The 23,258-nt window shown below is 66.1% G+C and carries 23 protein-coding genes and 1 other RNA gene; 4 read left to right on the top strand and 20 right to left on the bottom strand.

Annotated features, from left to right (window positions below; translation table 11 throughout):
* Positions 1-82: 82 nt before the first annotated feature.
* Positions 83-1,789: a DEDD exonuclease domain-containing protein gene (locus R2733_20855; GenBank protein ID MEZ5378960.1), complete on the top strand. Its 1,707-nt coding sequence runs from the start codon at positions 83-85 to the stop codon at positions 1,787-1,789.
* Here the strand turns inward: R2733_20855 and trpD are convergent.
* The 3 genes from trpD to R2733_20840 form a co-directional block, all read right to left on the bottom strand.
* The gene (gene trpD, locus R2733_20850) at positions 1,764-2,858 is read right to left on the bottom strand and encodes an anthranilate phosphoribosyltransferase (protein MEZ5378959.1); all 1,095 of its coding nucleotides are present in this window, start codon (positions 2,856-2,858) and stop codon (positions 1,764-1,766) included. The two genes, R2733_20855 and trpD, sit on opposite strands and share 26 nt — an antisense overlap.
* 72 nt (positions 2,859-2,930) lie before the next feature.
* The gene (locus R2733_20845; protein MEZ5378958.1) at positions 2,931-3,407 is read right to left on the bottom strand and encodes a response regulator; all 477 of its coding nucleotides are present in this window, start codon (positions 3,405-3,407) and stop codon (positions 2,931-2,933) included.
* Positions 3,407-5,200, bottom strand: coding sequence for a PAS domain-containing sensor histidine kinase (locus tag R2733_20840; GenBank protein MEZ5378957.1), 1,794 nt, complete (start codon positions 5,198-5,200; stop codon positions 3,407-3,409). Before R2733_20840 ends, R2733_20845 begins: the two co-directional genes overlap by 1 nt.
* Positions 5,201-5,427: 227 nt before the next feature.
* Here R2733_20840 and R2733_20835 point away from each other — a divergent pair, with 227 nt between their 5' ends.
* On the top strand, positions 5,428-7,101 hold the full coding sequence (locus tag R2733_20835) for an EAL domain-containing protein (protein MEZ5378956.1): 1,674 nt from the start codon (positions 5,428-5,430) through the stop codon (positions 7,099-7,101).
* A 36-nt stretch (positions 7,102-7,137) separates the two neighbouring features.
* Here R2733_20835 and R2733_20830 read toward each other — a convergent pair whose 3' ends face one another.
* The 4 genes from R2733_20830 to R2733_20815 all read right to left on the bottom strand — a co-directional run bounded on the left by R2733_20830 (position 7,138) and on the right by R2733_20815 (position 10,158).
* Positions 7,138-7,749: a DUF3501 family protein gene (locus R2733_20830; GenBank protein MEZ5378955.1), complete on the bottom strand. Its 612-nt coding sequence runs from the start codon at positions 7,747-7,749 to the stop codon at positions 7,138-7,140.
* Between the two features lie 2 nt (positions 7,750-7,751).
* The gene (locus R2733_20825; GenBank protein ID MEZ5378954.1) at positions 7,752-9,089 is read right to left on the bottom strand and encodes a heterodisulfide reductase-related iron-sulfur binding cluster; all 1,338 of its coding nucleotides are present in this window, start codon (positions 9,087-9,089) and stop codon (positions 7,752-7,754) included.
* 145 nt (positions 9,090-9,234) lie between these two features.
* On the bottom strand, positions 9,235-9,654 hold the full coding sequence (locus R2733_20820) for a rubrerythrin family protein (protein MEZ5378953.1): 420 nt from the start codon (positions 9,652-9,654) through the stop codon (positions 9,235-9,237).
* Positions 9,655-9,735: 81 nt separating this feature from the next.
* The gene (locus R2733_20815) at positions 9,736-10,158 is read right to left on the bottom strand and encodes a transcriptional repressor (GenBank protein MEZ5378952.1); all 423 of its coding nucleotides are present in this window, start codon (positions 10,156-10,158) and stop codon (positions 9,736-9,738) included.
* A 184-nt stretch (positions 10,159-10,342) separates the two neighbouring features.
* Between R2733_20815 and R2733_20810 the strand changes: the two genes are divergently transcribed.
* A complete protein-coding gene (locus R2733_20810) occupies positions 10,343-10,729 on the top strand; it encodes a hypothetical protein (GenBank protein MEZ5378951.1) in 387 nt (128 codons plus the stop codon).
* 22 nt (positions 10,730-10,751) lie between these two features.
* Positions 10,752-11,145: RNase P RNA component class A (gene rnpB, locus R2733_20805), an RNA gene on the top strand.
* A gap of 171 nt (positions 11,146-11,316) precedes the next feature.
* Here the strand turns inward: rnpB and R2733_20800 are convergent.
* The 13 genes from R2733_20800 to R2733_20740 all read right to left on the bottom strand — a co-directional run bounded on the left by R2733_20800 (position 11,317) and on the right by R2733_20740 (position 23,250).
* Positions 11,317-11,754 (bottom strand): hypothetical protein, encoded by a 438-nt coding sequence (locus R2733_20800; protein ID MEZ5378950.1) that lies wholly within the window; start codon positions 11,752-11,754, stop codon positions 11,317-11,319.
* 147 nt (positions 11,755-11,901) lie between these two features.
* Entirely contained in the window at positions 11,902-12,222 is a 321-nt protein-coding gene (locus R2733_20795) for a hypothetical protein (GenBank protein MEZ5378949.1), read from the bottom strand.
* Positions 12,223-12,425: 203 nt separating this feature from the next.
* The gene (locus tag R2733_20790; GenBank protein ID MEZ5378948.1) at positions 12,426-13,160 is read right to left on the bottom strand and encodes a hemolysin III family protein; all 735 of its coding nucleotides are present in this window, start codon (positions 13,158-13,160) and stop codon (positions 12,426-12,428) included.
* Between the two features lie 2 nt (positions 13,161-13,162).
* The gene (locus R2733_20785) at positions 13,163-13,720 is read right to left on the bottom strand and encodes a histidine phosphatase family protein (protein ID MEZ5378947.1); all 558 of its coding nucleotides are present in this window, start codon (positions 13,718-13,720) and stop codon (positions 13,163-13,165) included.
* 11 nt (positions 13,721-13,731) lie between these two features.
* Entirely contained in the window at positions 13,732-14,211 is a 480-nt protein-coding gene (locus R2733_20780; protein MEZ5378946.1) for a hypothetical protein, read from the bottom strand.
* Entirely contained in the window at positions 14,211-14,930 is a 720-nt protein-coding gene (locus tag R2733_20775) for a C4-type zinc ribbon domain-containing protein (GenBank protein MEZ5378945.1), read from the bottom strand. Before R2733_20775 ends, R2733_20780 begins: the two co-directional genes overlap by 1 nt.
* Positions 14,930-17,086 (bottom strand): transglycosylase domain-containing protein, encoded by a 2,157-nt coding sequence (locus tag R2733_20770; protein ID MEZ5378944.1) that lies wholly within the window; start codon positions 17,084-17,086, stop codon positions 14,930-14,932. The genes R2733_20775 and R2733_20770 overlap by 1 nt, the downstream gene beginning before the upstream one ends.
* Before the next feature lie 38 nt (positions 17,087-17,124).
* A complete protein-coding gene (locus R2733_20765; GenBank protein MEZ5378943.1) occupies positions 17,125-18,009 on the bottom strand; it encodes a hypothetical protein in 885 nt (294 codons plus the stop codon).
* A gap of 68 nt (positions 18,010-18,077) precedes the next feature.
* Entirely contained in the window at positions 18,078-18,785 is a 708-nt protein-coding gene (locus tag R2733_20760; protein MEZ5378942.1) for a serine protease, read from the bottom strand.
* A 109-nt stretch (positions 18,786-18,894) separates the two neighbouring features.
* Complete coding sequence (locus tag R2733_20755) at positions 18,895-19,266, bottom strand: PilZ domain-containing protein (GenBank protein MEZ5378941.1); 372 nt, start codon at positions 19,264-19,266, stop codon at positions 18,895-18,897.
* 69 nt (positions 19,267-19,335) lie between these two features.
* Positions 19,336-20,586: an O-antigen ligase family protein gene (locus tag R2733_20750; protein MEZ5378940.1), complete on the bottom strand. Its 1,251-nt coding sequence runs from the start codon at positions 20,584-20,586 to the stop codon at positions 19,336-19,338.
* Complete coding sequence (locus R2733_20745) at positions 20,583-21,749, bottom strand: hypothetical protein (protein ID MEZ5378939.1); 1,167 nt, start codon at positions 21,747-21,749, stop codon at positions 20,583-20,585. The genes R2733_20750 and R2733_20745 overlap by 4 nt, the downstream gene beginning before the upstream one ends.
* A complete protein-coding gene (locus R2733_20740) occupies positions 21,736-23,250 on the bottom strand; it encodes an oligosaccharide flippase family protein (GenBank protein ID MEZ5378938.1) in 1,515 nt (504 codons plus the stop codon). The genes R2733_20745 and R2733_20740 overlap by 14 nt, the downstream gene beginning before the upstream one ends.
* Positions 23,251-23,258 lie beyond the last annotated feature (8 nt).

Here is a 23,258-nt window from a genome sequence, read left to right as displayed (position 1 = left end):
CCGGTACCACCGGGAATCCGCCCGGCCCCCATCGAACAAACGTTCTTGACATCGAACAATCGTTCGGCTTTCCTGATCGCTCATGGTTTCGCCCATTCCCCGCGACGCCCCCGCCGGCCGCCAGCTCTCCTTCGACTCACTCGGCACACCGCTGGCCGATGTCACCTTCTGCGTCCTCGACCTCGAAACCACCGGTGGCTCGCCCGAAACCTGTGGGATCACCGAGATCGGTGCAGTGAAAGTTCGTGGCGGCGAAGTCCTCGGCACCTTCCAGACCCTGGTGAATCCGGGCTGCACCATTCCGCCGAACGTCGCCGTCTTGACCGGTCTCACCGACGCCATCGTCCATCGGGCCCCGCCTGTCGACGCCGTACTTCCCACGTTCCTCGAGTTCATCGGCGGCGCCGTGATCGTTGGCCACAACGTTCGGTTCGACCACTCGTTCCTCCAGCACGCCATCTACCGCTATGGCGGCCCCCTCCTCGGGAACCAGCGACTCGACACGCTGGCGCTCGCCCGCCGCCTGCTCGCCGACGAGGTCCCGAAGTTTGCGCTCGGCGAGTTGGCCACACGACTGCGACTCCCCCACCAACCCACGCACCGGGCGCTCGACGACGCCTGGGCCACGGTCGATCTGCTCCACCTCTTGATCGAGCGGGCGTCGTCGTGGGGCGTCACCGGTCTCGACGACCTCGTCAATCTCCCGACGATCGCCGGACACCCCCAGTGGCGAAAGCTGTCGCTCACCTCGAAGCTCCCCCGCAAGCCCGGCGTCTACCGGTTTCTCGATGCCAACGGGCGAGTGCTCTATGTCGGCAAGGCCACCGACCTCCGAGCACGGGTCCGCAGCTACTTCAGTTCCGATCAACGTCGCAAGGTCGCCCAACTGCTTCGGGAGACCGCCGACATCGCGGTTGACGTGACCGAATCGACGCTCGAGGCCGAGATTCTCGAGCTGCGAGCCATCCTCGCCGAACAGCCTCGCTTCAACAGCCGTGGCAAGCGCGCCGCGAAGCCATGCTGGGTCCAGCTCACCACGAGTGAGCGCTTCCCGCTGTTGTCGATCACCACCAGCGCACCGTCGTCAGCCGTCGCCATCGGTCCGCTGACCTCACGCAAGCAGGCGGCCCTGGTCGTCGACGCCATTCACGGCGCCATTCCGCTGCGGCGATGCACCACCCGGATCTCCCGCACGGCGACGATCGCCAACGACGGCTCGGCCTGCTCACCGTTCCAGCTCGGCACCGCCGCCTGTCCGTGCCATGGCGCCACCTCCGAGGCTGGCTATGCCGACATCGTCGCGCTCGCCGCACGGGCGATGTCGGGTGACTACGGCCTGATCCTCGATCCGCTCGAAGCGAAGATGCGCCAACTTGCCGAGGCCGAACGGTTCGAGGAAGCCGCGGACTACCGAAATCGGGCGGGCGCGCTCGCCGCTGCCGTCCAGCGCCAGCAGCGGGCGTCGCTGTTCCAGCGAGTCGAGCGCCTCACGATCGAGACGGCTGACGGCATCACCATCGAGCTCGGCAACCACCACGACCAGGTCCCGAGCCGAGCCGAACCCGGCCAGCTGTTCGGCACCGACGAGCGCCGTTGGAGCGTCGACCTCGGGTCGCTCGACGAGGTGCTGTGCGCCGCTTCGTGGCTCGAACGCAATGCCTGTTCCGTCCGGGTGGTCCGAACCGAGGGCACGCTGTCCTCGCCGTATCCACCGCTGCCGTCGTACCAGCCCCCGGCGTCGGATCGAGCGGTGGAGCGTCCGCTCAGGCGGCGGCGAACTGATTCGTGAAGGTCCGGAGCCGTTCGAGCACGGTCGCCACCCTGCCGTCGGCCAGGGCGGCCCGGGCCATCTCGATGCCCTGACCCAGATCATCGGCGAGACCCGCCACCGCAAGTGCGGCACCGGCGTTGAGCACGACGATGTCGTGACGAGGGCCGGTGTCGGTGCCGTCGAGGATTCGCTCGAAGATCGCCACGTTGTCCTCGGCGCCGCCGCCGGCCAACTCGTCCATCGATGACGGCGGCGTGATCCCGAGTTCGACGACGTCGACCTCGGTCCGCCGAACGCCGTTCGGGGTTGCCACGTAGATGATCGAGGGACCGGTGGTGGAGATTTCGTCGAGGCCGCCGGCACCCGAGACGACCCACGCCAGTTCCGAGCCCAGCCGTTGGTACACCTCGGCCATACGCGACGCCAGCGCCTCGTTGGCCGTTCCGATCAGCTGCCGCTTCGGTTGGGCGGGATGGGCGAGCGGACCGAGAACGTTGAACACCGTCGGGATCCCCAGTTCGGTGCGGACCGGGCCGGCGAATCGCATGGCCGGATGAAAGGTACGGGCCAGTGCGAACCCGATACCAATCTCGGTCACACACCGCTCGAGTTGCGCCGGTTCGAGGTCGACGTTGATGCCCAGCGCAGCCAGGAAGTCGAAGGCGCCCGAGGTGGACGACGCTCGGTAGTTGCCGTGCTTGCACACCCGGGCACCGGCGCCCGCCGCGACGAACGACGCCATGGTCGAGACGTTGAGCGCATGCTTCTGACGGTGGACCGACCCACCGGTCCCGACGATGTCGATCACGTCGACGTCGAGTTGGAGGAGCTGGGCGGAGTCGACCATGCCACGAGCCAATCCGACCAGCTCGTTGACGCTCTCGCCCTTGAGCCGCAGCCCGACGATGAGGCCGGCAATCTGGGCGTTGGTGGCTCGACCGGCCAGGATTTCATTCATCGCCGCCCGAGCCTGACGCTCGTTCAGGTCGACGTTGGTGGTGATGGCTCCAAGGATGGCGGGCCAGCCACCGGCGTTGATGAAGGCGTCGGCTGCGGACTGGTCATCGGCTGCATTCGTCTGAGTCACCGCGACAACCTAACGCGCCGCGGGAGCGTGGGACGTTGTGTACGCCAGCGAGCGGTCCAGCAGCGAGGTGCGTCACCGGCGGGCGTGCCCGCGCGCCGCTTCGGTGCCGTCGAGCGACCAGTACGCCACGACGAGGGCGATCAACTCGTTGAATGCTCGCCAGTCGAAGGGCTTCACGTGGAAGGCGTTGACGCCGGCGCGCACGGCGTCGATCTGGTCTCGATGATTGACCGAAGAGGTGAGGACCACGATCGGCACGGTCGCGAAATCGGTGCGTGCCCGCAGCTCCTTGACCAGGTGGATCCCCCCGCCCCCGGGCGTGTTGAGGTCGACCAGGACCAGATCGGGAGGTCGTTCGGCCGCATCGACCAGCGCCAGCAGGTCTTCGGCCGTTTGCGTCATCGCCGCCGGTGGCGGTTGACCGGCGTTGGCCAGCGCTGCCGTGACGAGCCGCTGATCGACGGGATCGTCCTCGAGAATCCAGATCGTGAGATCACGCGCTGCACCCAAGGTCGGCGTGAGCTCGCGATGCGTGCGGTCGGCCGACATCACAGCGTTCGCCGGCGAGGCAGCCGAATGACCATCGAGGTCGGCCCGCCGACCTGCGTGATCGCACGAATGGTGCCGTGGTGGCTCTCGACGATTCGCCGACACATCGACAACCCGATGCCCTGGCCCTTCGAGTCCGCCGAGAGTCGCTTGAACGGACGGAAGACGTCGTCCTCTTGGTGCTGGGCGAAGCCGATGCCTCGATCGGTCACGACGATCTCGACGAAACGGTACTCGGGGGTCGAGGTGATCGTGATCGACGGCGGCGCATCGCCGGCGTAGGTGATGGCGTTGGCGATGAGGTTCTGGAACAGCCTCCGCATCGCCGTCTCGTCGCAATGCAGCGTGGGAAGATCGCCGACCTTCACCACGGCATCCGACTCGGCGATGTCGCTCGCCAGGTCACCGAGGACCGAGGCGACCACGTCCGAGAGCGACACCTGAGCGAAGACCGGGTGTGCGTCGGCGGTGGCGTAATCGAGGAGTGAATCGAGGACGGATCGCATTCGGTCGACCGAACCGAGGATGGCTCCCAGATGGTCGCGGTGCTCGTCGCCCTCTTCCTCCATCGCCATCTGTGTGAAGGCGTAGATCGCACGCAGCGGTGCTCGGAGGTCGTGTGATGCCATGTGAGCGAACTGGTCGAGCTCGGCGTTGCGGTGCTCGAGCACCTCGTTCTTCATCTGGAGTTCTTGCTGTGCTCCATGCACTTCCGACAGATCGGTGAGCATGACGGCCATGGCGGATGGGGACACGCCAGGGCCCGGCAGCATCGTCCGGTCGATCCGAAACACCCGGTCTCGAAGCTGAGAGGCAAAGGTTGGCGCCACGCCGTCGCCCGTGGCGAGCGTCTCGAAGTCGTCTTCCGGGTTGCCGAAGACGGCGCGCGCCGTCTTCGGATAGGCGGTGTCGACGCAGGCGCCGATCAGATGGGACGTCGTGCTCGACGCCAACGATCGCGCCGCCTCGTTCAATCGGATGATGCGGCGGCTGCGGCTGATCACCCAGATCGGCGCAGGGATGAGGTCGACCAGCCGCCCCAGCTGGATCTCACGGTCCGACGAGCGGGTGCGCCCAACCGCGTGTCCTCCAAGGTCGAGGCCGAGCGCCGCCACATATCGTTCACCGTCGACCGTCAGCGACGACTTGTGCAGCCGCACCATCGGCAGCCCGAGTTCGGTCGCCGAGATCTCGACGAGGTGATAGCCGAAGTCCCGAGCGACCTCGTTGCCCGAGAGCAGAATGTCGACCCGGACATCACCACTGCCGAACATCTCGTTCGGTCGACGACCGAGAACTTCGCCGACCTCGTATTCGAGCAATGCGGCGGTTCGGTGATTGAGATAGACCACACGATCCTCGGCGTCGACCATGAACGCCAGAGCCGGGATCCGGTCGAGCAGCTGATCGGGAGGAGCCGTGCCCGCGATCACGTCGTCCTCGATCGACGCCAACGTCATCAGGACTTGCGGGGCGGCGTTCCCGGTGGAAAACGTGCGCTGCAGCGACAGCCGCCGCTGCCCCAGATCGATGGCGCTCAGATCGAACCAGCGGACTCGGCGGTCCGCCGAGCTGGCGAGGAAGTCATCGACTGCCGCGACCAGCCCACACCGATCGGCCACGCCGGCCTCGCCTCCGGAGCCGCAAGCGGTGTCGTCGATGGAGCGGGCAAGGATCGGACCCCACGGTCCGAACGTCGCCACCACGGTTCGATCACTCGACACGAGGCAGCCGGACGGCGCGTCGGAGGCGTCGTTGGATCCTGCCTCGCCCTCGCCGCTCACCCACTGCACGGCGCCACGCTAGCCGCTGGTTGTGGCCGCAGTTGGCCGCACGGCAAGCAACGGAGAACGCCGAGCATCGGACAAAGCTGGTCACCCTATCGTTGCTTGTTGGACCATCAACACCTTGGTGGCGAACTTCACGTATTCTTTCCTCCATGCCCTACGGAAGCAGAGTGAACGCTTCACGGACACCCTGGCGAGTCCTGATCGTCGGTCCGGGTCATCACGCTCCCCACTTGACGGCAACGCTCCGCGCTCTCGATTCGAAGGTCCTGGTCGATCGAGCCGAGTCCAGCGATATCGCCGAACGCTGTCTCGCCTCGCCCATCCACTACGACGCCACCTTCGTCCTCGACTCGATCGAACTCCGGCCCGACGAGACGTTCGCCGACCTTCACGCCCGCCTCTCGGTTGGTCGCACCCCACCGCCGATGGTGGCGATCATCACGTCGGCAAGCGACGGCGAGACCCGGCCGATCGAGCGCTTCATCCCGGTCGCGGTCGACGCCAGCACCCTCAACCTGCGGCGCCTGATCAGTGCGCTCCGCACGGCGCGCGAGCTGCATCGTTCCTCACGCCTCGACCAGCTACTCGCCGTGCTCCGTGCCGACCTCGCTCCCGACGAGCAGGGACGGGTGCCGCTGCAATCAGCCCTCGACTCGCTCAGGGACGCGATCGACGTCCTCGGTGCGCATCTCTTGATCACCAGTGAGGCCGACAGCGTGCAGTGGGAGGTGGCCAGCGGCGACGACCTCGACCCCGAGGACCACTCAGCGAGTCGGCAACCCGTCTCCACCGGCTTCACACCAGTGCTGGCGGTGCGGCGCACCACTCCGTCGCTGAGCGCGGCGCTGCTGCTCGGACCGCTGTCGGCCAACTCACAGGCCCGAATCCGGCCCGGGCTCGTTGCGTTCGTCGACCTGATCCTGGAGCGAATCCAGTTGGCGTCGGAACGTCGAGCGTCGGAGCGAGAAGGGATCGTCCATCAGCTCTTCGACGACGGAGCCGAGGCGAACGTCGTCATCGGTCGCTCGAGCCGACGTCGAGCGCCGGATCCCACCACCGAGTCGGCGCTTCGTCTTCGCCAGGCTCTGACCGACGGACTGCCGCAACTCGCCCCGGCGGTCATCGACGCCCTCCTGCGGCACGACCTCACGCTCGTCCACCAGCCGATCATGGACTCCACCGGCCGCATCATCGAGTCCGACATGTTGCTCGGTGCCCCGCTGCCTCTTCCGCAGGCTGCCGGTCACGCCGAGACCATCGACCTGTTGCCGCTCGACTCGCTCGAGTCCGAAGCAGCCGCCATGGTGACGAGCGAGGTGGCGATCCCCATCGGCCACTGGCTCATCACCCGAGCGCTGCCCACGTTGCAGCGTTTGCAGACCGACCACGAGCTCGAACCCGAGCACCGGGTGCACCTCGCACTGCTCCATCGTCAGTTGGCCGCGGGCGGAACCGTCGAGTTGATCGCCGCCCAGCTTGCTCGACTCGATCTGCCGCCGGCGTCGATCGCCATCGATGTCGCCGAGCCAACGCTCATCGAGCATCACGACACGATCTCCGCCATGTCGCAACTGGCCGAACTCGGTGTTGCGCTCTACCTCGATGGGTTCGGTGGCGCAGGGTCGAACTTCACGCTGCTTCGAACCTCGCTGGTACGAGGCGTCAAGCTGTCACGCGACGTCGTGCGGGGAGTGTCGGCCGACGAGCGGCAAGCCTCGATCGTGTCGGGCCTCGTCGCCCTGTGCGACGAGCTGGGGCTCGAGATCATCGCAACGGGCGTCGACCATCGAGCCGACCTGGCGTGGCTCACGCAGTACCCGCACGTGAAACTCCAGGGTGCGCTGGTCGGTCCGGCGATGACCGAAGCCGAGCTCCACGGCGACACCGTGAAGCAGGCTTCCTGATCAGCGTCGGCCTCGGCCTCGTCGTCGAGCCGGTGATCAGAGCAGGTCGGCCGAGAGCGATGCCCGATTGATGTCGGTCAGCTCGGTGACTTCGAGGTAGGCCGGATGGGTGCACACGACTCGGGCCGGCCCGTTGGCCAACTTCTCGGCCTGTTCTGTGGTGAACGGCCACCACAGGTAATGCACGCTGGCGGTCGTTTCTTCGCGGGTGAGGGTCGAGTCGTGACCGGCGTCGACCTGGGCGGCGATGATGTCGACATCGTCGCCCGTGCCCAGATGGATCTCGTAATGTCGCTCGATCCCGACGAGCTTGGGCAGCCACTCTCGGAGCTGCTCGTCGGTCGTGAGCTCGAGGAACAACGTGGCGGACAGCTTGCCCGGGCGAGAGATGAGGGGGTTGTAGGCCCGTAGCTCGGCGCGGATGCCCTCGTCGGTGTTGATCTTTTCGACCCTGGCCATTTCCTGGATCTGGAACCGGATGGTGTCGCGGTTCTCGAACAGCAGCGTCTGGAAGATGCCGACGTGCACCCGGCGCTGCTTCTTCAGGGCGATCACGTGGGCCCGGAACGCCTCACGCTCGCGTTCATAGGCTCGTTGATCGACAATGTCATCGAGAACGAGATCGCCAGGCACGTAGTCGTCGCTCATGCTCAACGCTCGCTTTCGATGCCGTAGGCACGGGCGACGAAGGTGATCGGGTGGACCGGGTCCTTGCCGGTCTCCAGCTTGATGCCACCGTTCGCGAGCGTGCAGTCACCGACGACGGTGTCGTTGCCGGCCTTCTCGATCGTGGTCGCCATCTTGGTTGCGACCTTGCGGGCGATCTCGACGTTGGTGGCCCGCAGGCCCCACATACCGTCGATACCCGAGCATTCGGCGACAACAGTGGGCTTGGTGCCGGTGAGCTTGAGCAGATCGCGGCTCTTCAACCCGATGTTCTGGGCTCGGAGGTGGCACGGCGCGTGGTAGGTGACCTTCTCGGGCACCTCGTTGGGAAACTCGGTGTCGAGCGCGGTGCCCTCGCCCTTGTGGACCTTCATGAGGTACTCGGCGGCGTCGTAGGTGTGCTCGGCGACGAGCTTGGCATCGATCTTGGCAGCACCCTCGAGATAGTCGGCATAGTCGTACTTCAGGACGTAGCCACAGGTGGGCTGGATCACCACGATGGCGGGTTCTTCGCCCTTTGCCTGTCGCTCCTTGATGGCCTTGGCCAACACCTCGACGTTGTGCTCACCCTGCTTGACGAACTCGCCGACGTTGCCCTCGTGGAGGAAGGGCGCTCCGCAGCAGCGTTCGCCTTCGGGGAGACTGCATTCGATCTTGTTGTGTTCGGCCACCGCCACGAAATCCTTGGCGATGCTGGTGTTCGAGTATTCGACCTGGCAGGTCGGGAAGAGGATGACGTCGCCCTGCTTGTCGTCGGCCGCTGGGGCTGCTGCGTCGTGCTGCTTCATCCAGGTGGAGAAGCGCTGCTTGGCGTACGGGTCGAGAATGCGCTCGCTCGAGATCCCCGTGACCTTCTCGAGGACTTTACGACCCGCCGAGCCGGGCTCGCCGACGAGCTTGTTGGCCAGTGGCGCCGCCAGCGAACCGAGCTTGCCGCTCAGGTCGGTGCGCCCAACGAACTCGTCGGTGAGACGATCGCGGGCCGACACGTGACCGTTCGCATGCTTGGCCTGTTTTGCCCGCAGCATCAGTCGGGGGAAGTCGAGTTCCCATTCGCTCTGGCCCGGGATGTAGGGGCAGTTGACGTAGCAGAGCTTGCAGTTGAAGCACTCGTCGACGACCTGGAACCGTTGGTCGTCGGTCAGGCGCTTGGCGTCTTGGTCGTCGTGTTGGTCGATGAACTCGAACAAGGTCGGGAACGACGTGCAGTACTTGAAGCAGAGCCGGCAGCCGTGACACAGGTCGTAGACACGATCCAGTTCCTCGCGCAGGTCGTCCTCGTCGAGATACTTGGGATGGTGCGGGTCGTAGGTGATGGTCATGGCGCGGGCTCCGAGTGAGTGACGGCGGGATGGACGTGAACGTGGATCGGGGAGCTGCCGAGGTCGGCAGCTCCCCGATCGCCAGAGGTGGTCGGTTCGCGGTGGGCGTATCAGCAGCGCTGTCCCACCGGCGGACCGGCGGGGATCAGTCGAGCGACGCGAGGCCCTCGCCGAAACGGCCGGCGTGGCTCTTCTCGGCGCGAGCGAGGGTCTCGAGCCATTCGCCGATCTCGTCGAAGCCTTCGTCGCGGGCGGTCTTCGCAAAGCCCGGGTACATCTCGGTGTACTCGTAGGTCTCGCCGGCGATGGCCGACTTGAGGTTGTCCTCGGTCGAGCCGACGGGCTCGCCGGTGGCGGGGTCGCCAACCTCGGCGAGGAAGTCGAAGTGACCGAACGCGTGCCCGGTCTCGCCCTCGGCCACGGAGCGGAAGAGCGCGCTGATGTCGGGGTAGCCCTCGACGTCGGCCTTCTGCGCGAAGTAGAGGTAGCGACGGTTGGCCTGGCTCTCACCAGCGAACGCTTCCTTCAGGTTCTCTTCGGTCTTGCTGCCCTTGAGTTCTGCCATGTGGCTTGCTCCTTGATGATCGTCGCTCGTCGACGATGGTTGGTTATTCGGATGTACACGAGCACGGCTCGACGGTCTGCATCAGATCGCCTCCCGTGCGCAATCGGGACACGCGCCCCGAAAAATGACGTGGATTTGATCGACCACGAAGAACGCGTCGTCGGGCTGACGGATCTGCACCGGCGACTCGCTCTGCACATCGACCACCCGTCCGCACCGTTCGCACACGAAGTGGTCATGCTCGCCGACGTTCGGATCGAACCGAACCGGACCAGAGCCGACGTCGACGGCGTTCACCTCCCCGAGTTCGACCAGGTCGTTCAGGACTTGATACACCGTGCGCAGCGACATCGAGGGCATGACCCCTCGCACTCGATCCCACACGACCTCGGCAGTGGGATGTGAGCGATCACCGTGCAGCGCTTCGAAGACGGCCAAGCGTTGCGGTGTGACCTTTCGGCCGTCGCACCGATACCGCTCAGTGAGCTCCTGGGGTGTCCGCATCGGGCGACACCATATAGGTGCCCTCCCGTGACAACAATCATTGTTGAGGAGAGTTTTCCCTGTTCATCGTCCGTTCACGGCCCGAACCCATTGATTTCGCCACAATCAGGCAAATATCGTTCCCCAGGACACGCCCGTCGGCCTGACCGGTGCCGGTGCAGCGGCAACCGATAGCGTTCTGCTCGTGGGATACATCGACTGGAACGTCATCCGCTCCTCGGCTCTCGCCGGGCTCATGATCGTCGTGCCGGCTGCCCTGATCGCCCAGTTCCTGCGCTCCACCGCAGTCGGCGGCCTGGCGTGGCTCTTCCTGTTGATCGTGTTGATCGGCTTCGTCGTCGCCGGCTTCGGGGCCGGCTTCCTCCGTTCCGACACGCCGATGAAGCACGGCGCCATTTCGGCGATCTGCGCCTACGTCATGATCCAACTCTTCGGTGCGGTCTGGCGCCTGACTCGTGGCGAGTCGATCAATCCGGCCACCTATCCCCTGCTCGCGTTGATGGCGGGATCGTTCGGCCTCGTCGGCGGCCTGTTCGGCGACTGGCATCGCCGCCGCAGCCAGCGCTCGTGAGCGTTACGATCGTCGTCCTGGGTGAGTTGGCCGGGTGACCGCGGTCGACGCCGATCACCGGCCTTGGCCGGAACGATGCGTCGTCTGAGGAAGGTCGGGGCTCCGTAGGACAGGATGCTGGCTAACGGCCAGTCGAGGCGACTCGCAGGAAAGTGCCACAGAGAACAAACCGCCGATGGACCGGTTCGCCGGTCACAGGTAAGGGTGAAACGGTGCGGTAAGAGCGCACCAGCGCTCGGGGCGACCCGAGCGGCTCGGTAAACCCCATTCGGAGCAAGGTCGATCGAAGGTACGGGCTGTCCGTCCCCGGCGCTCGCGTCGGAGCCTTCGGGTGGACCGCACAGATGGATGGTCACCGATCGGGATCCTGGCAACAGGCCCGTGAACAGAACCCCGCCTACAGGCCGACTCACCCAGCCCCGGCTACCCGCCGCTCACCGACCGGTCGGCGCACCCCACGCGAACTGTGCGTCATTCTCACCGCAAATCCCGTTCTGTGTGTCAAACGCGTCGGCAGCGGGAAGTCTGACGCACAGAACGGGATGGCCGGTGGGTTTGACGCACCGAATGGGCGACGCAGCGGGGCGTCAGGCGGGGTCGTCGGTGCGGATGTCTTCGAGTTCGAGACCGAGACGGACCTCGAATCGACGGATGTCCTCGATGCTTGCCTTCGCCCGGACATAGTCGTTGTCGGCCAACGCAGCGAGGGCGCCTCGACACGCCGCCTGGAGCCCGACGTGATCGGCACCGAGCAGGTCGTCGGCGATCGGCGGGTCGTGGTGTTCGAGAACGGCGGTGGCCATCGCCGGCCAGTCGTCATGGGGCATGCGACCGACGACGTGGCGCAGATCACCGAGGATCGCCTCGACCGACTCGGCCGCGGCCGCACGCCGCTGCTCGACGCTGACGTCGGCACCGCTCGAGCCGCTGCTCGTTTCCTCACTGTTGTCCACGACACCTCCGGCATCGATGTCCTGGCCGCCACGATCGCCAAAGGGACCGAGCTGCGGCGCGCTCGTTCTCACCTTAGACAGCAGTGGGCTCGTGGGCGGGGACCGTGCACGGTCTTCTGCGCCAGGAGCACCGGCCGAGCAAAACGGCGAGAGCCGGCCCGAAGGCCGGCTCGTACGTCACACCGTCGGCCGTCGCCGCAGCGGTGGCCGATCGCCAGATCAGTCCATGGGAAGGCGGGCGAAGATCTCGACCTTCGCCTCTTCGAACTCTTCCTCGCTGAGCGTGCCGTTGTCGCGCATCTTGTGCACGTCTTCGATCATCTGCAGCAGTTCGGGGGCGGTGAGCTCGCCCTTGCCCTCGAACAGCTTCGACGCCGAGGTGGGCGTGGGGTTCAACTCGGTGACGGGCGGGGCTGCGTCGTAGACCGACGCCGGCTGCGGGGTACCCGAACCGGTCTTGTTGGCGACCTTGGACGCCCGCTTGGCTGCCTTGGCGCGGTCGCGCTGGAGCTTGGCAAAACTCGATCGTTGCTTGGCCATGTTGATGCCTTTCTGACTCTCGGGCCACACACAGCGAGATCCAGGCAAGGATCGCCGGCGGCCGTGCAGAACCGGGATACAAGATTCTGCGACCCGTCCAGACTAGGCACAGATCCGCGTTCGGCCTACGTCATGAGAAGCTTTACTTGCCGAACAATCGCGGTCGTCCGCAACATCGGCCGAGGCCCGACACGGCAAACGGATCAGATCGTGACGAGCGTCACCATCGCGAAGTGCGACAGGCCGGCAGCCACGGTGAAGGCATGCCAGATCTCGTGATATCCGAAGACCTGCGGCCGCGGATCCGGTCGACGACGCAGGAACACCAGCGCCCCCACGGTGTAGAGCGCTCCCCCGAAGACGAGCAACCACAGCTCAGGACCGGTGAGCGAACGGATCAGCACCGGGGTCAACACCAGCGCGGCCCACCCGAGCACCGGGTAGAACCCGTTGCTCCAGCGCATCCACCGATCTGGTCCGACGAGCTTGAGGACGATGCCGGCGACGGCACAGGTCCACACCACGGCAAGGGCCGAGATCCCCCACGCCGGCGGCAACGCCAGGAGGCACACCGGTGTGTAGGTACCGGCGATCATCACATAGATGGTCGAGTGGTCGAGTCGTTGCATCCGTCGTTGTGCGGCGTCGCTGTGGGCGAGCCGGTGGTAGGCAGCCGAGACCCCGAAGACGGCCATGAGGCTCAGCCCGTAGATGATCACCGCGACCTTGGTCTTCGCTCCTTCGGCGAGGACGACCAGGGTCATGGCCGCAGGGATCGAGGCGAAGAACGCCCACGAGTGCACCCGCCCGCGCCAGGTCGGTCGAGGCAGCCCGGTGGCGATGGAGACCGTGGCCTCCGATACCGTGGCCTCTGAGCCGGGAGCCAGCGAGACGGGCTCGGCAGGTGAGGTGGCGGGGGCTGGCGATCGGCGGGACATGATCACTCCAGATGATGGGTGTCGTTGAACGCATGCAGCGACGGCCCGCGTGACGATACCTCGATCCGCGAGATCGAGGCCTGCGCCACCATCGATCGCCACGACACCTCGATGCCGACCCCCAGTGCCCAGGCCATTGCCGCCTTGATCGGCGACACATGTGTGACAACAGCGACATCTCGCTGCGCCGCAAGCGGCGCCAATTCATCGAGAAGTTCGCCGACGCGTGTCGCAAGCTCGACGAGCGTCTCACCGTTGGGAGGGCGAAAGTTCGGGTCGGCTCGCCACGCCGCCCAGGTCTCAGGGGTGATCTCGGCCAGGGGTCGGAGATCGAAGTCGCCGTAGTCGAGCTCGATCAGCCGCTCGTCGATCGTGACGTCGTCGGCAATGGCCGCCGCCGTCTGCCGGGTGCGGGTGAGCGGGCTCGAATAGACCGTGATTCCCGCCGGCAGGGCGGCCCCAATGCACGCCGCCTGTTCTCGCCCGACGTCGTCGAGCTCGGGGTCAGCCCGACCGAGAAGAAGCCCGGAGGCGTTCGCCGTCGTTCGCCCGTGGCGCACCACGTAGAGCGTCACAACACACCACGCACGAGCTGACCGGTGCGAAACAGCTGGGTCCGGTTGTCGAGCTGGTCGAGCTCATAGCGTCGCCAGGCCCACCATCCCGCACCCACCGCGACGAGTTCGAGCAGCACCGGCACCACGGCCCCGCGAGAGAACTCCGGGACGGCTTCCTCGAAGCCGACGCCGAAGACCGGCCACCACATGAGCGCCTTGCTGGTCCACGTGCCGTCGAGCACGAGGTGGAACATCAGCCCGATCGGGATGCCGAGCCAGCGGCGGCGAACGAGCCGCCGTTGCTGGGTCAACGCCATCACGAGTCCGAGCGCTGCGACACTGCCGAGCAGCGTGTGCAGCACCAGTGCCCGCCCGGTCACGACCTCGAGCACCGGCAGCACCGCACCGATCGCGACCATGCGGTAGTCGACCATCGGGCTGCGGAAGATCTCGGCAACGAGGATGGGCGCCATGATGGCGAACCAGAGCAGCATCAGCGGATCAGGATGCGACCACACGAATCGCAGGTGACCACCGCATCGTCGGGCAGGTGCTTCATCTTGTCAGCCTCGACCGCCGACAGCGACAGATGACAACCCGAGCAGCTGTTCGACACCAGCCGGGCAACCGCGACACCACCCATGTCGCCCCGAAGCTGCTCGTAGCGGACGAGGAGCTCCGTCGGCACCACTGTGGCTGCCTCTGCCCGGGCCGCCTCGTTGGTGACGACCTGGGCGTCGACCTCCTCGAGCGCAATCTCGAGCTCGGTCTGCTTCGCCGTGATGGCCTGGCGAGTCGTTTCGCATTCGGCGTTGGCGCTGTCGACCCGGGCCTCGATCTCTTCGAGCTGCTCCATCAGTTCGAGCTCGTCGTCCTCCATGGCGTTCTGGCGATCGGCGAGGTGCTTCGACTCCTCCTGTAGTGCAAGGAGATCCTTGGTGGCGGTGACCGAGCCGTCGTACAGCTTCTTCTCGATGTCGGCGCGGCGGTCGCGCACCGAGGACACCTCGTCGTCGATCCGCTTTCGCTGCCGCTCGACGTCGCTGCGTTCGGCCGTGACCGTAGCGAGCGCTCCCGTCTGCGCAGCCAACGTTGCTTCGAGCTCGGCCAGCTCCGAGCGGAGCGGGTGATGTGCATGCCGGTGATGCAGCTGATCGAGGGTGGTGTCGAGATCTTGGACGATCAACAGCTGGTCATAACCGGGTGCTGACATCAGCCCTCCGAGGATGGTGGTGCGGTGGGTGCTGGGGTGGGTGGCACCGTAGTCGACGGTGCGCTCGGGTCGGGAAGTGTCGTCTCGGGAATGGTCGTCTCGGTCGTGGTGGTGACCGGGTTGAAACAGTCCTTTTCCCCGTCGCCGTCGGAGTCGACCATGACCGTGTTGCTGGTCGAGCCACCACGATCGCCGGAGTTGCAGAAGTCGATTTCGCCGTCGACCTTCAGGTAGCGGCCACCGCCGTAGGACTCCGGCTCGGCAAAGGGCACGGGCTCGAGATTCTCGTGATACACGTTGTTGTAGGCGCCCCAGATGGTGGCCGGGACCTTGCCACCGAACATGTTGCCCCAGCCCGGCACGTTGCGCATCGGGATCTTCTCGTCGGGGTGACCCATCCACACCGCAGTGGTGAGGTAGGTGGTGAACCCGACGAACCAGGCGTCTTCGTAGTTCTGGGCCGTGCCGGTCTTGCCGCCGGCCTCGTGGCCGCCTGCGAGCCGGGCCGCTTGGCCGGTACCACCGACGACGTTGCTGACGAGGGTTTCGGTGATGAGCCGGGCCGATTGCGTCGAGATCGCTCGGCGAGGGTCGGGGCGATGCTCATAGAGCACGTTGCCGTCGCGGTCGAGGATGGTCTGCACGTAGTAGGCGTCGTTGACGATGCCGTCGTTGGCCATGGCGGCGTACGCCGTGGCGATCTCCATGGGGTGGACTTCCTTGGAGCCCAGCGGCAGCGAGAGCACGGCGTCTTCCGGCGCGAGTGTGGTGATCCCGAGGCGGGTGGCCACCTCGATCACCTTGTCGTTGCCGACCACCTGACCGAGGCGGACGAAGGCACAGTTGTTCGACGAGCGAGTAGCCGACGCGATCGACTGCACGCCGCCGCCGCCGCCTTTCACCTCGTAGGGGTCGGGGTAGCCTCCGGGATTCTTGAACTCGCACGGCGAGTCGCCACGCACGGTGTCCCGGGGCGTGTACCCCGCTTCGAAGAGCGCTGCGAGGACGAAGGTCTTCATCGAAGACCCCGGCTGCCGGACACCGTCGGTGGTGAGGTTGAACGCCTCGAGCTGGAAGTCGGGACCACCGACCATGGCACGCACTGCCGAGGTCTTGGTGTCGACGGACGCAATGGCCACCGTGAACCCGCGCTCGTCCTCGGGCAGGTGTTCAGCCCGGGCCGCCAGTGCCGCAGCCTGCGCCCGCGGATCGAAGGTGGTGTGGACCTCGAGACCGCCGAAGTACACGAGCTGATAGCGGGCGGCCTGGTCGTCGCCGAGCGGAATCGGGCTGGTCGGATCGAGCAGTTCGTTCAGCGCCTCCTCGACGAAGTAGTCGGTCGGCTTCAAGTCGTAGGGTTCGGCCCGTTCGGCCGGCAGGGGAGCTACCCGGATCTGCTCGGCGATGTTCTCGTTGATGACCTCTTGCGAGAGCAATCGATCGACGACCACGTTGCGACGATCGCGAGCGCGCACGGCATTGACCGTAGGGTTGTAGCCATTCGGGTTGCGGATGAGCCCGGCCAACATCGCCGCCTCGGCCCAACCGAGTTCACTGACGTCTTTCATCCCCCAGTAGGTCTCGGCCGCTGCCCGCACCCCGTAGGAATTCGCACCGAAATACACGGTGTTGAGGTAGCGCTCGAGGATCTCGTCCTTGGTGTACTCCTCCTCGAGCCGTAGGGCGTAGAAGGCCTCGGTGCTCTTGCGGTCGAAGTTCTGGTCGGCGCTGAGGAAGGACAGCTTCACGAGCTGCTGGGTGATGGTCGAACCGCCCTGCTCGATGCCGCCGGCATTGATGTTCTCGACCAACGCTCGGAAGATGGCCCGGTAGTTCACCCCGTCGTGTTGGTAGAAGTCGGCGTCTTCCATCGCCAGCACGGCGTCGATCACCGGCTGCGGGATGTCGTCGAGCGAGACGGGCTCGGAGTTCTCACGGGCCAGGTAAGTCAGGAAGGTGCCGTCGGCCGCGTACATCGACGACCGTTCGACCACCGCACCGAGTTCGAGGGTGGCAGCAGTGCTTTCGGACGAGGTGACGATGTTGGAGACCTGCGGGACGACCGTCAACGCTGTCGCCGCCAGCACGCTGGCCACAGCCGCCAGGATGATGGCCAGGGAGGCGAATCGCTTGACCAGACGAAGGATGAGCAGCACGGGTGATCATGCTAGTCAGGCCGGGGGCACGATCCTGGTCAGCGATGCGAGTTGGTTCGCTCCGCCGACCCGGACAGTACCGATGCGAACGGGTCGGCCCCGGCGGCCATCGCGGCATTGAAGACGGCCTCGACGGCGCCAGTGCCCGATGCTGGATCGGTCACCGCCAGCCCGAACAACGGCCCCTCGCCATCGGTGGCCACCACGATGGTCACGTCCTGGGACTGCACTCGGGTTCGCCCGGCGAAGATCACACCCAACGACAGGTCACAGAGTTCGGCGGCGGCTGCGGCGACAGCGTTGACCTCGTCAGGGCCGACGGCCGCAGCGTGACGCCGATCCCCCGGCCCGACAAGGCGGACATCGGCCAGCACACCATCGTCGGCCGATTTCGCAAGCACCCGAATCGCCGCCGCGGTCGGCACCTCGCGATCACCGTTGACGGCGAGCGCTACCGACCGGACGAGTCGAGCGACGAGGCGCTGTTCGTGAGGGGCGAAGGGCTCAGGACGAACAACGGCCGCTGCGAGTGGTCCGGTTGCCGACTGCTGACGACAGATGAGCAGGTGCTCGTCCTCGAGCGGGAGTTGCACGAAATCGTGTGCCGACTCGTCACACAGCGCGGCCCAAAGACGCCCGGCGACTTCGAAGCCGGCACGGTCGAGTCCGCTCCAGCCTTCGGGCAGGCGGGAGGCCACCGCAGCCAGCGGTCCGTCGCCCGATCGAGAGGCGACGACGACGCCGCTCGCACCGAACCCTTCGGCGAGCGCAGCAAGGGCCAGTTCGACAGCGAGCTTGCGGACCTCGGGGGCCTGCCGAACGCCGAGGAGTTGTGAGACTTCGGGCGCCCGATCGGTGGCCAGGGCATCGCCGAGAATGCCGGCGAGTCCTCGACCGAGCCCTGACGGCTTGTGTGTCTCCACGATGCCACTCCCTCCAGGCGGTGTCGTGCGGCCGCGGAACACCGCCCGCGACCTGTCGCTGCTACTCGTCATCGCTGACATCGCTCAGGCGTCGCCTCCTGGTCGATTGCCGACCATGTTCGCAGATCCTCGACCGGAATGGCGATCGTCAGCCCGATGGTCGGCTCCATGCCTTGGAGCATGGCGACGACGCGACCGTCGACGTCGAGCACCGGGCCTCCCGAGAACCCGGGCACGGTTTCGACATCGATGAGCATGACGTTGCCATCGACGCCCCATGTCGCTCCATCCCCGTAGAGATGCACGGTTCCCTGAAGCACCTCGGTCTCGTTTCCTCCGGCGTGCCCGGCGACGAACACGATCGACCCGATCGCCGGGTTGTGCTCGGCGAACTCGAGTCGCACGGCCGAGACGGCGGGTGCCGTCGCCACGTCGAGATCGGCAGCCAAGGCCGAGATCGGCTGCACGATCGGCTCGACTGCCTGATCGAATTTGACCGCCTCGCCGCCCTCGACCAGATGACGGTTCGTGTACGCGGTGTCACCGACGACGAATCCCGAGCCCCGGAGCAGCCCATCACACCCGACGCCAGACACTCCGAGCGTGGCGGCATCCGCCAACGCTCGCACCCGCAGCTCGGTCGCAGGATCGATGGTGACGGTGGCCGATGCCTGGTCGCCTCGACCGGCGACGATCCCGGGGCCACCGACTACGAGACCGAACGCGCCGGCGAGCAGACATCCGACTCCCACCCGCCCGGCGATACGTCTCGACATGACGACGACCGTAGAGGTGGCCGTGCCGACCGGAGAATGGCAAACTCCCCCAGCGAACCGGGAGCGCCCTGAGTCATCTCGCCTGCATCGCAGGCGTGTGGTTGTTCGCTCAGGCCTCGCCGAGCAGGTCGAACACCTCGGCCCGCAGTTGGTCGGTGATCCGGAAGAAGGACACGCCGTAGTAGCTGGTGCGGTCATTGGCCGGACGAATCGTGCGAACCTCGACCACACCCTCGGCGCCGTTGATCGCGAACCGGATCTTGGCGCCGACTCGAATGTTCTCGTTCGCCTGCGATGTCAACAGCGCGCCACCGACCGACAGATCGATGATGTTGGCCTGGACCTTGGCCGGCGAGCCTTTGAACAGCTTGCGCCTGCTCGGCGGCATCCAGATGGCTTCACCACGTGCAGCTCGTCGCTCGGCAATGCGAGGAAACTCTGCTGGCCGCCGCAGGTCTTCTTCGTCGACGAACTGTCCCATGCCTTCTTCATCGGCTGTACCGGGCGTGACCTGATAGGCAAAACGACCCCCTCGCGTGACGGGCGTGTTTCAGGTCAGTGTGCGGTCTCGATTCGCAAGCGCCAGTGCACATCCCAGCGCCGAGAACAGGGGTGACGGACCGTCGAGGCTCGCCTCGGTCATGCCGGTTCCCACGAGGATCACGAGCAGTGCCAGCGAGTCGACTCGCCAGGTCTCGACCCGCCGTTCCACGACTCGGGAGCGGCTCGTGCGAACGGCGCGAGCAATGGTGACAGCGACCGCCCCGACGATCAGGCTGCAGCCGACCGCCCCGGTCGTCACGAGCATGGTCAGCACCAGATTGTGCGAGTGAAATGCTTCGAAGCCGACGTCGTTCCGAAGGTAGGACTCGGTCCACAACGAGAGTTCGGCAAAGGCTCCGTGGCCCGCGAGTGGTGCCTCACTCACTCGCCTGATCGCCTCGGCCCAGATCGCCTCGCGCCCGGTCAGCGAGTCGATGGATCGCCCCGTCGTGTACGACGTCGGCGACGAGCTGGATGTCACGAACCCTGCACCGAGCACGACGCCGAGCAGGATCACAGCGATGGCGAGCAGCTGGCGGCTCCGAGAGCGAATGATCGGCACCACCTGGATCCCGATGGCGACAACGGTGCAGATCGTCGCAGCGCGAGAACCCGACCCGATCATGGCGACGACGGCGATTGCGCCCATCACGACGGCCGCCCAGGATCGGCGGGATCGGAGGATGACCACGACCATCGAAATCACCAGTCCTGCCAGCGTCCCGAGACGATTCGTCGCCGACGTGATCCCGCTCCAGCGCTCGTGCTCGCCCCCGAAGAGATCCAACGCGAACAGATCCGCCGGCAGTCCGACGGCGATCACGAGCGAGACCGCAACGGTGAACAGGCGCGCCATCGCCGTCGCACCGAAGCGCTCGACCACCCAAATGGCGGTGACCACGAGGTTGAGCGCGCCAAGGGTCTGGATGATCGTCTGTGGCGGGTCAACAGACCACGAGGCCGTCGCGAACGCCCATGCAAACCAGCCCATGAGCAGGATCATCTGCGGAGAAGCGAGCGCACGCCGCAGGTGCCCGGACCAGAGCAGCGCCGTGCCGAGCACGAACTGACCCGGACCGATGAGTGAAAGGCGCAACACGTCCACACCCTCCGACGTCAGACCGACCTTGCCGAAGTCGATGGCGGACACGAAGAGCTGGTAGACGACCGCCGCCGAGACCAGTAGCGGCAGGTGGGCATCTTCCACGCCAGAGGTGCGTGCCCGGCGGCCGTGCGGCTCACCGGCCGTGACGATCATCGCAACACGATCGCCACGACGACGACGCCTGCAGCCTCATGGCGACGAGCGGCTGTCCTCAACCGCCTGAGCGTCGTGCGATGTCGCTCCCCGAAGACCACCACGCCGCGGCAACGGCCGACGTCGGGGTCGCCGGTCGCATCTGCCGGAATGAGGGGCAGCTGGGTCTTCGGACTGATCGGGTAGACCCACCTGCCGCCGTCGAGCCACTCGTCGGGCAGCAGAGGTTCCGCTTTGCCGGCCTGGTCGACCAGGAGGCTGTCGTGCCCATCGCTCCATGCCCGGTGCAGCGCCCGCTCGACCTCCGCGGTCGACGTCGACGCATCGAGAGCCGGAATGCCGAGCTCCGATGCAGCATGGGCGGCGGACCGCACTCGACCTTGCGATCGGCTGAGTGCCACCGCGGCAAGACCCGCCGCCGCCGCCACCCCGACGGCAACGGCCAGCGACTTGTTCGAGGACGCCGACTCGAGGGCCGAGGGTGCCGATCGGCCGACGATGGCCACCTGTGGCTGGAGCAGAGACCGTTCGAGCCGGGCACCATCGAGGTCGCCCTCGATCGACCGGCGTTGGTTGCTGTAGGAGTCCAGCCGGTTGCGTGCCTCGTCACGGTCGACCGAGGCGAGAGCAGCCGCAGTAGCGTCGACGGCGCTGTCCGTAGCGGCGAGCGCAGCGTCCAGATCGCGTTCCGCTTCTGCGATCTCGGCCTCGACCTCGACGAGTCGATCCTCGAGCGTGCTGATTGCAGCGTCCAAGGGTGCTGTGCGCCGGCCTTCGAGCTGCGCCAGCGTCTGTTCTGCGGCGTGCTCGGCACCGGCGACCGCCGAATCTGGATCAGCCGCCTCCACCTCGATGGTCACCAACAGCAGTGCTTCTGGCTGCTCGACTCGATAGGCGAACAGCATGTCGCCCAACGTTTCCTCGACTGACGACCGCTGCTCCTGAGCAGCGAGCACCGCCTCTTGGAAGACGACGTCGAAGAACGGCCAGCTGACTTCCTGGGTCACTCCGAGCTCGACCACGGCGGTCGAGCTGTCACCGTCGGACGTCGCTGCCGTACGCATTGCTGCGTAGGACACCGTGCCGGCAAGCACTGCTGCCAGGAGCCCGACCAGGAGCGTGACCCCCGCACTCCGAATCGTTGCCCAGTCACCTCGGTGCATCAACCGACTCCTCGTTCGTGTCGTTGCCGTCGATGTCATGGGTCGACCGTCGGCGGTACGGACCTCGAATCAACGACTGGATCATTCGGTGGCGCGGTGATGCCTCGGCGATCAGCGCCCGCTGGCTCGGCGTGAGGACATCGAACATGATGGCCGCAGCGACGTAGACCAGGGCGCCGACCGTCACTCGCAAGCCCAGCCACCACCCATCGACCAAGAGCACACAGAGGAGCATGACGAGGCCGGCGGCAAGCGCTCGCACCAGCCCCATCAGCAGCTTGCGATCGACGATCGCCGGCCGAAGACGCTGGAGCCCGACGATTGCGACGGCCGTCTCGACGAGGATGTACGAGATGGCACCGCCGAGTCCTCCATTCGAGAACCATCGCTGCGTTGCCGGTACCACGACGACATCGATCGCCGCGGTGGCGAAGGCCGCACCCAGCATGAGCCGAGCCCAGAGGGCGGACTCGCCCAGAACGATGGCCATCTGCCCGAGAAACGTTGCTGCGTAGGTGGGAACCACTGCGAGACCCATGAGTGCCAGGATCGCACCAGCAGCGTCGAACTCGGCGCCGAACACCAATCGGGCGATGTCACCGCCTGTCACGACGAGGCCGAGACCGATTGGAACCGCCGCCGTGACCATCAGGCCGAGCCCGACTCGCGCCATGTCGTCGATCTCGCTGGGCGACCGTTTGGCAATCCGGAACATCGCCGGAAGCACGCTGGCGAGTGCTGCAGTGGAGATGAAGTACACGGAGGTATACAGCTGGTCGGCAGCGCCGTACCAACCGGTGGCATCCTCGTCGCCGAAGAGAGCAATGACCACGACATCGATCTGGTGGTAGATCATCACCGCCCCGGTGGTGGCGAAGTACGGCCATCCTTCCCGGAGTGCATGCCGCCAAGGCAAGGAACTCGAATCCACGTCACCGGTGCCGCTTCGGCGGGAGATGATCAGAAACCCCAGGGCAGACAAGACAGCCGGAGGGATCCATGCTGACGCGATGAGTGCGAGCGGTGCGTCGGCAAGAAGCAGCCCGAGCACACCGCCGACGAGCACCATCTTCACCCCTCCGTCGATCGCAGCGATGGCCGCCAGCTGCTCCCGACCGTGGAGGATCGATCGCCAGACGTTGCCGACGACGGTGGCCGACGTTGCGACGCCGACCACCAGGCCGACCGACAGGCTCCTTGGGCCGAGCACCCACAGCGTGATGGCGGCAACAGGCCAGAGGACAATGAGCATCAACCCGCGGGCAGCAAGTGCGCCGCGTCGGATCGGACCGAGCGTCGCCGGATCAGCGGCGGCGCTCCTCACGATGAGAGCGTCGGTTCCGAACGCAGCGATCGCCGCAACGATCAGCCAGATGGCCTGCGAAGAGTAGAGACGACCGACGTCTGCTGCTCCGAGGCGCCGAGGCAGCACGGTCGCGAGCACGAAGGCCATCGACCAGGTCCACATCTGACCGATGAGTGTCCAGCGGATGTTGGTCACGATCCGAT

The sequence above is a fragment of the Acidimicrobiales bacterium genome (assembly GCA_041394265.1).
Lineage (GTDB): Bacteria > Actinomycetota > Acidimicrobiia > Acidimicrobiales > SZUA-35 > JBBQUN01.
This window is presented reverse-complemented; position numbering and strand designations above follow the sequence as displayed.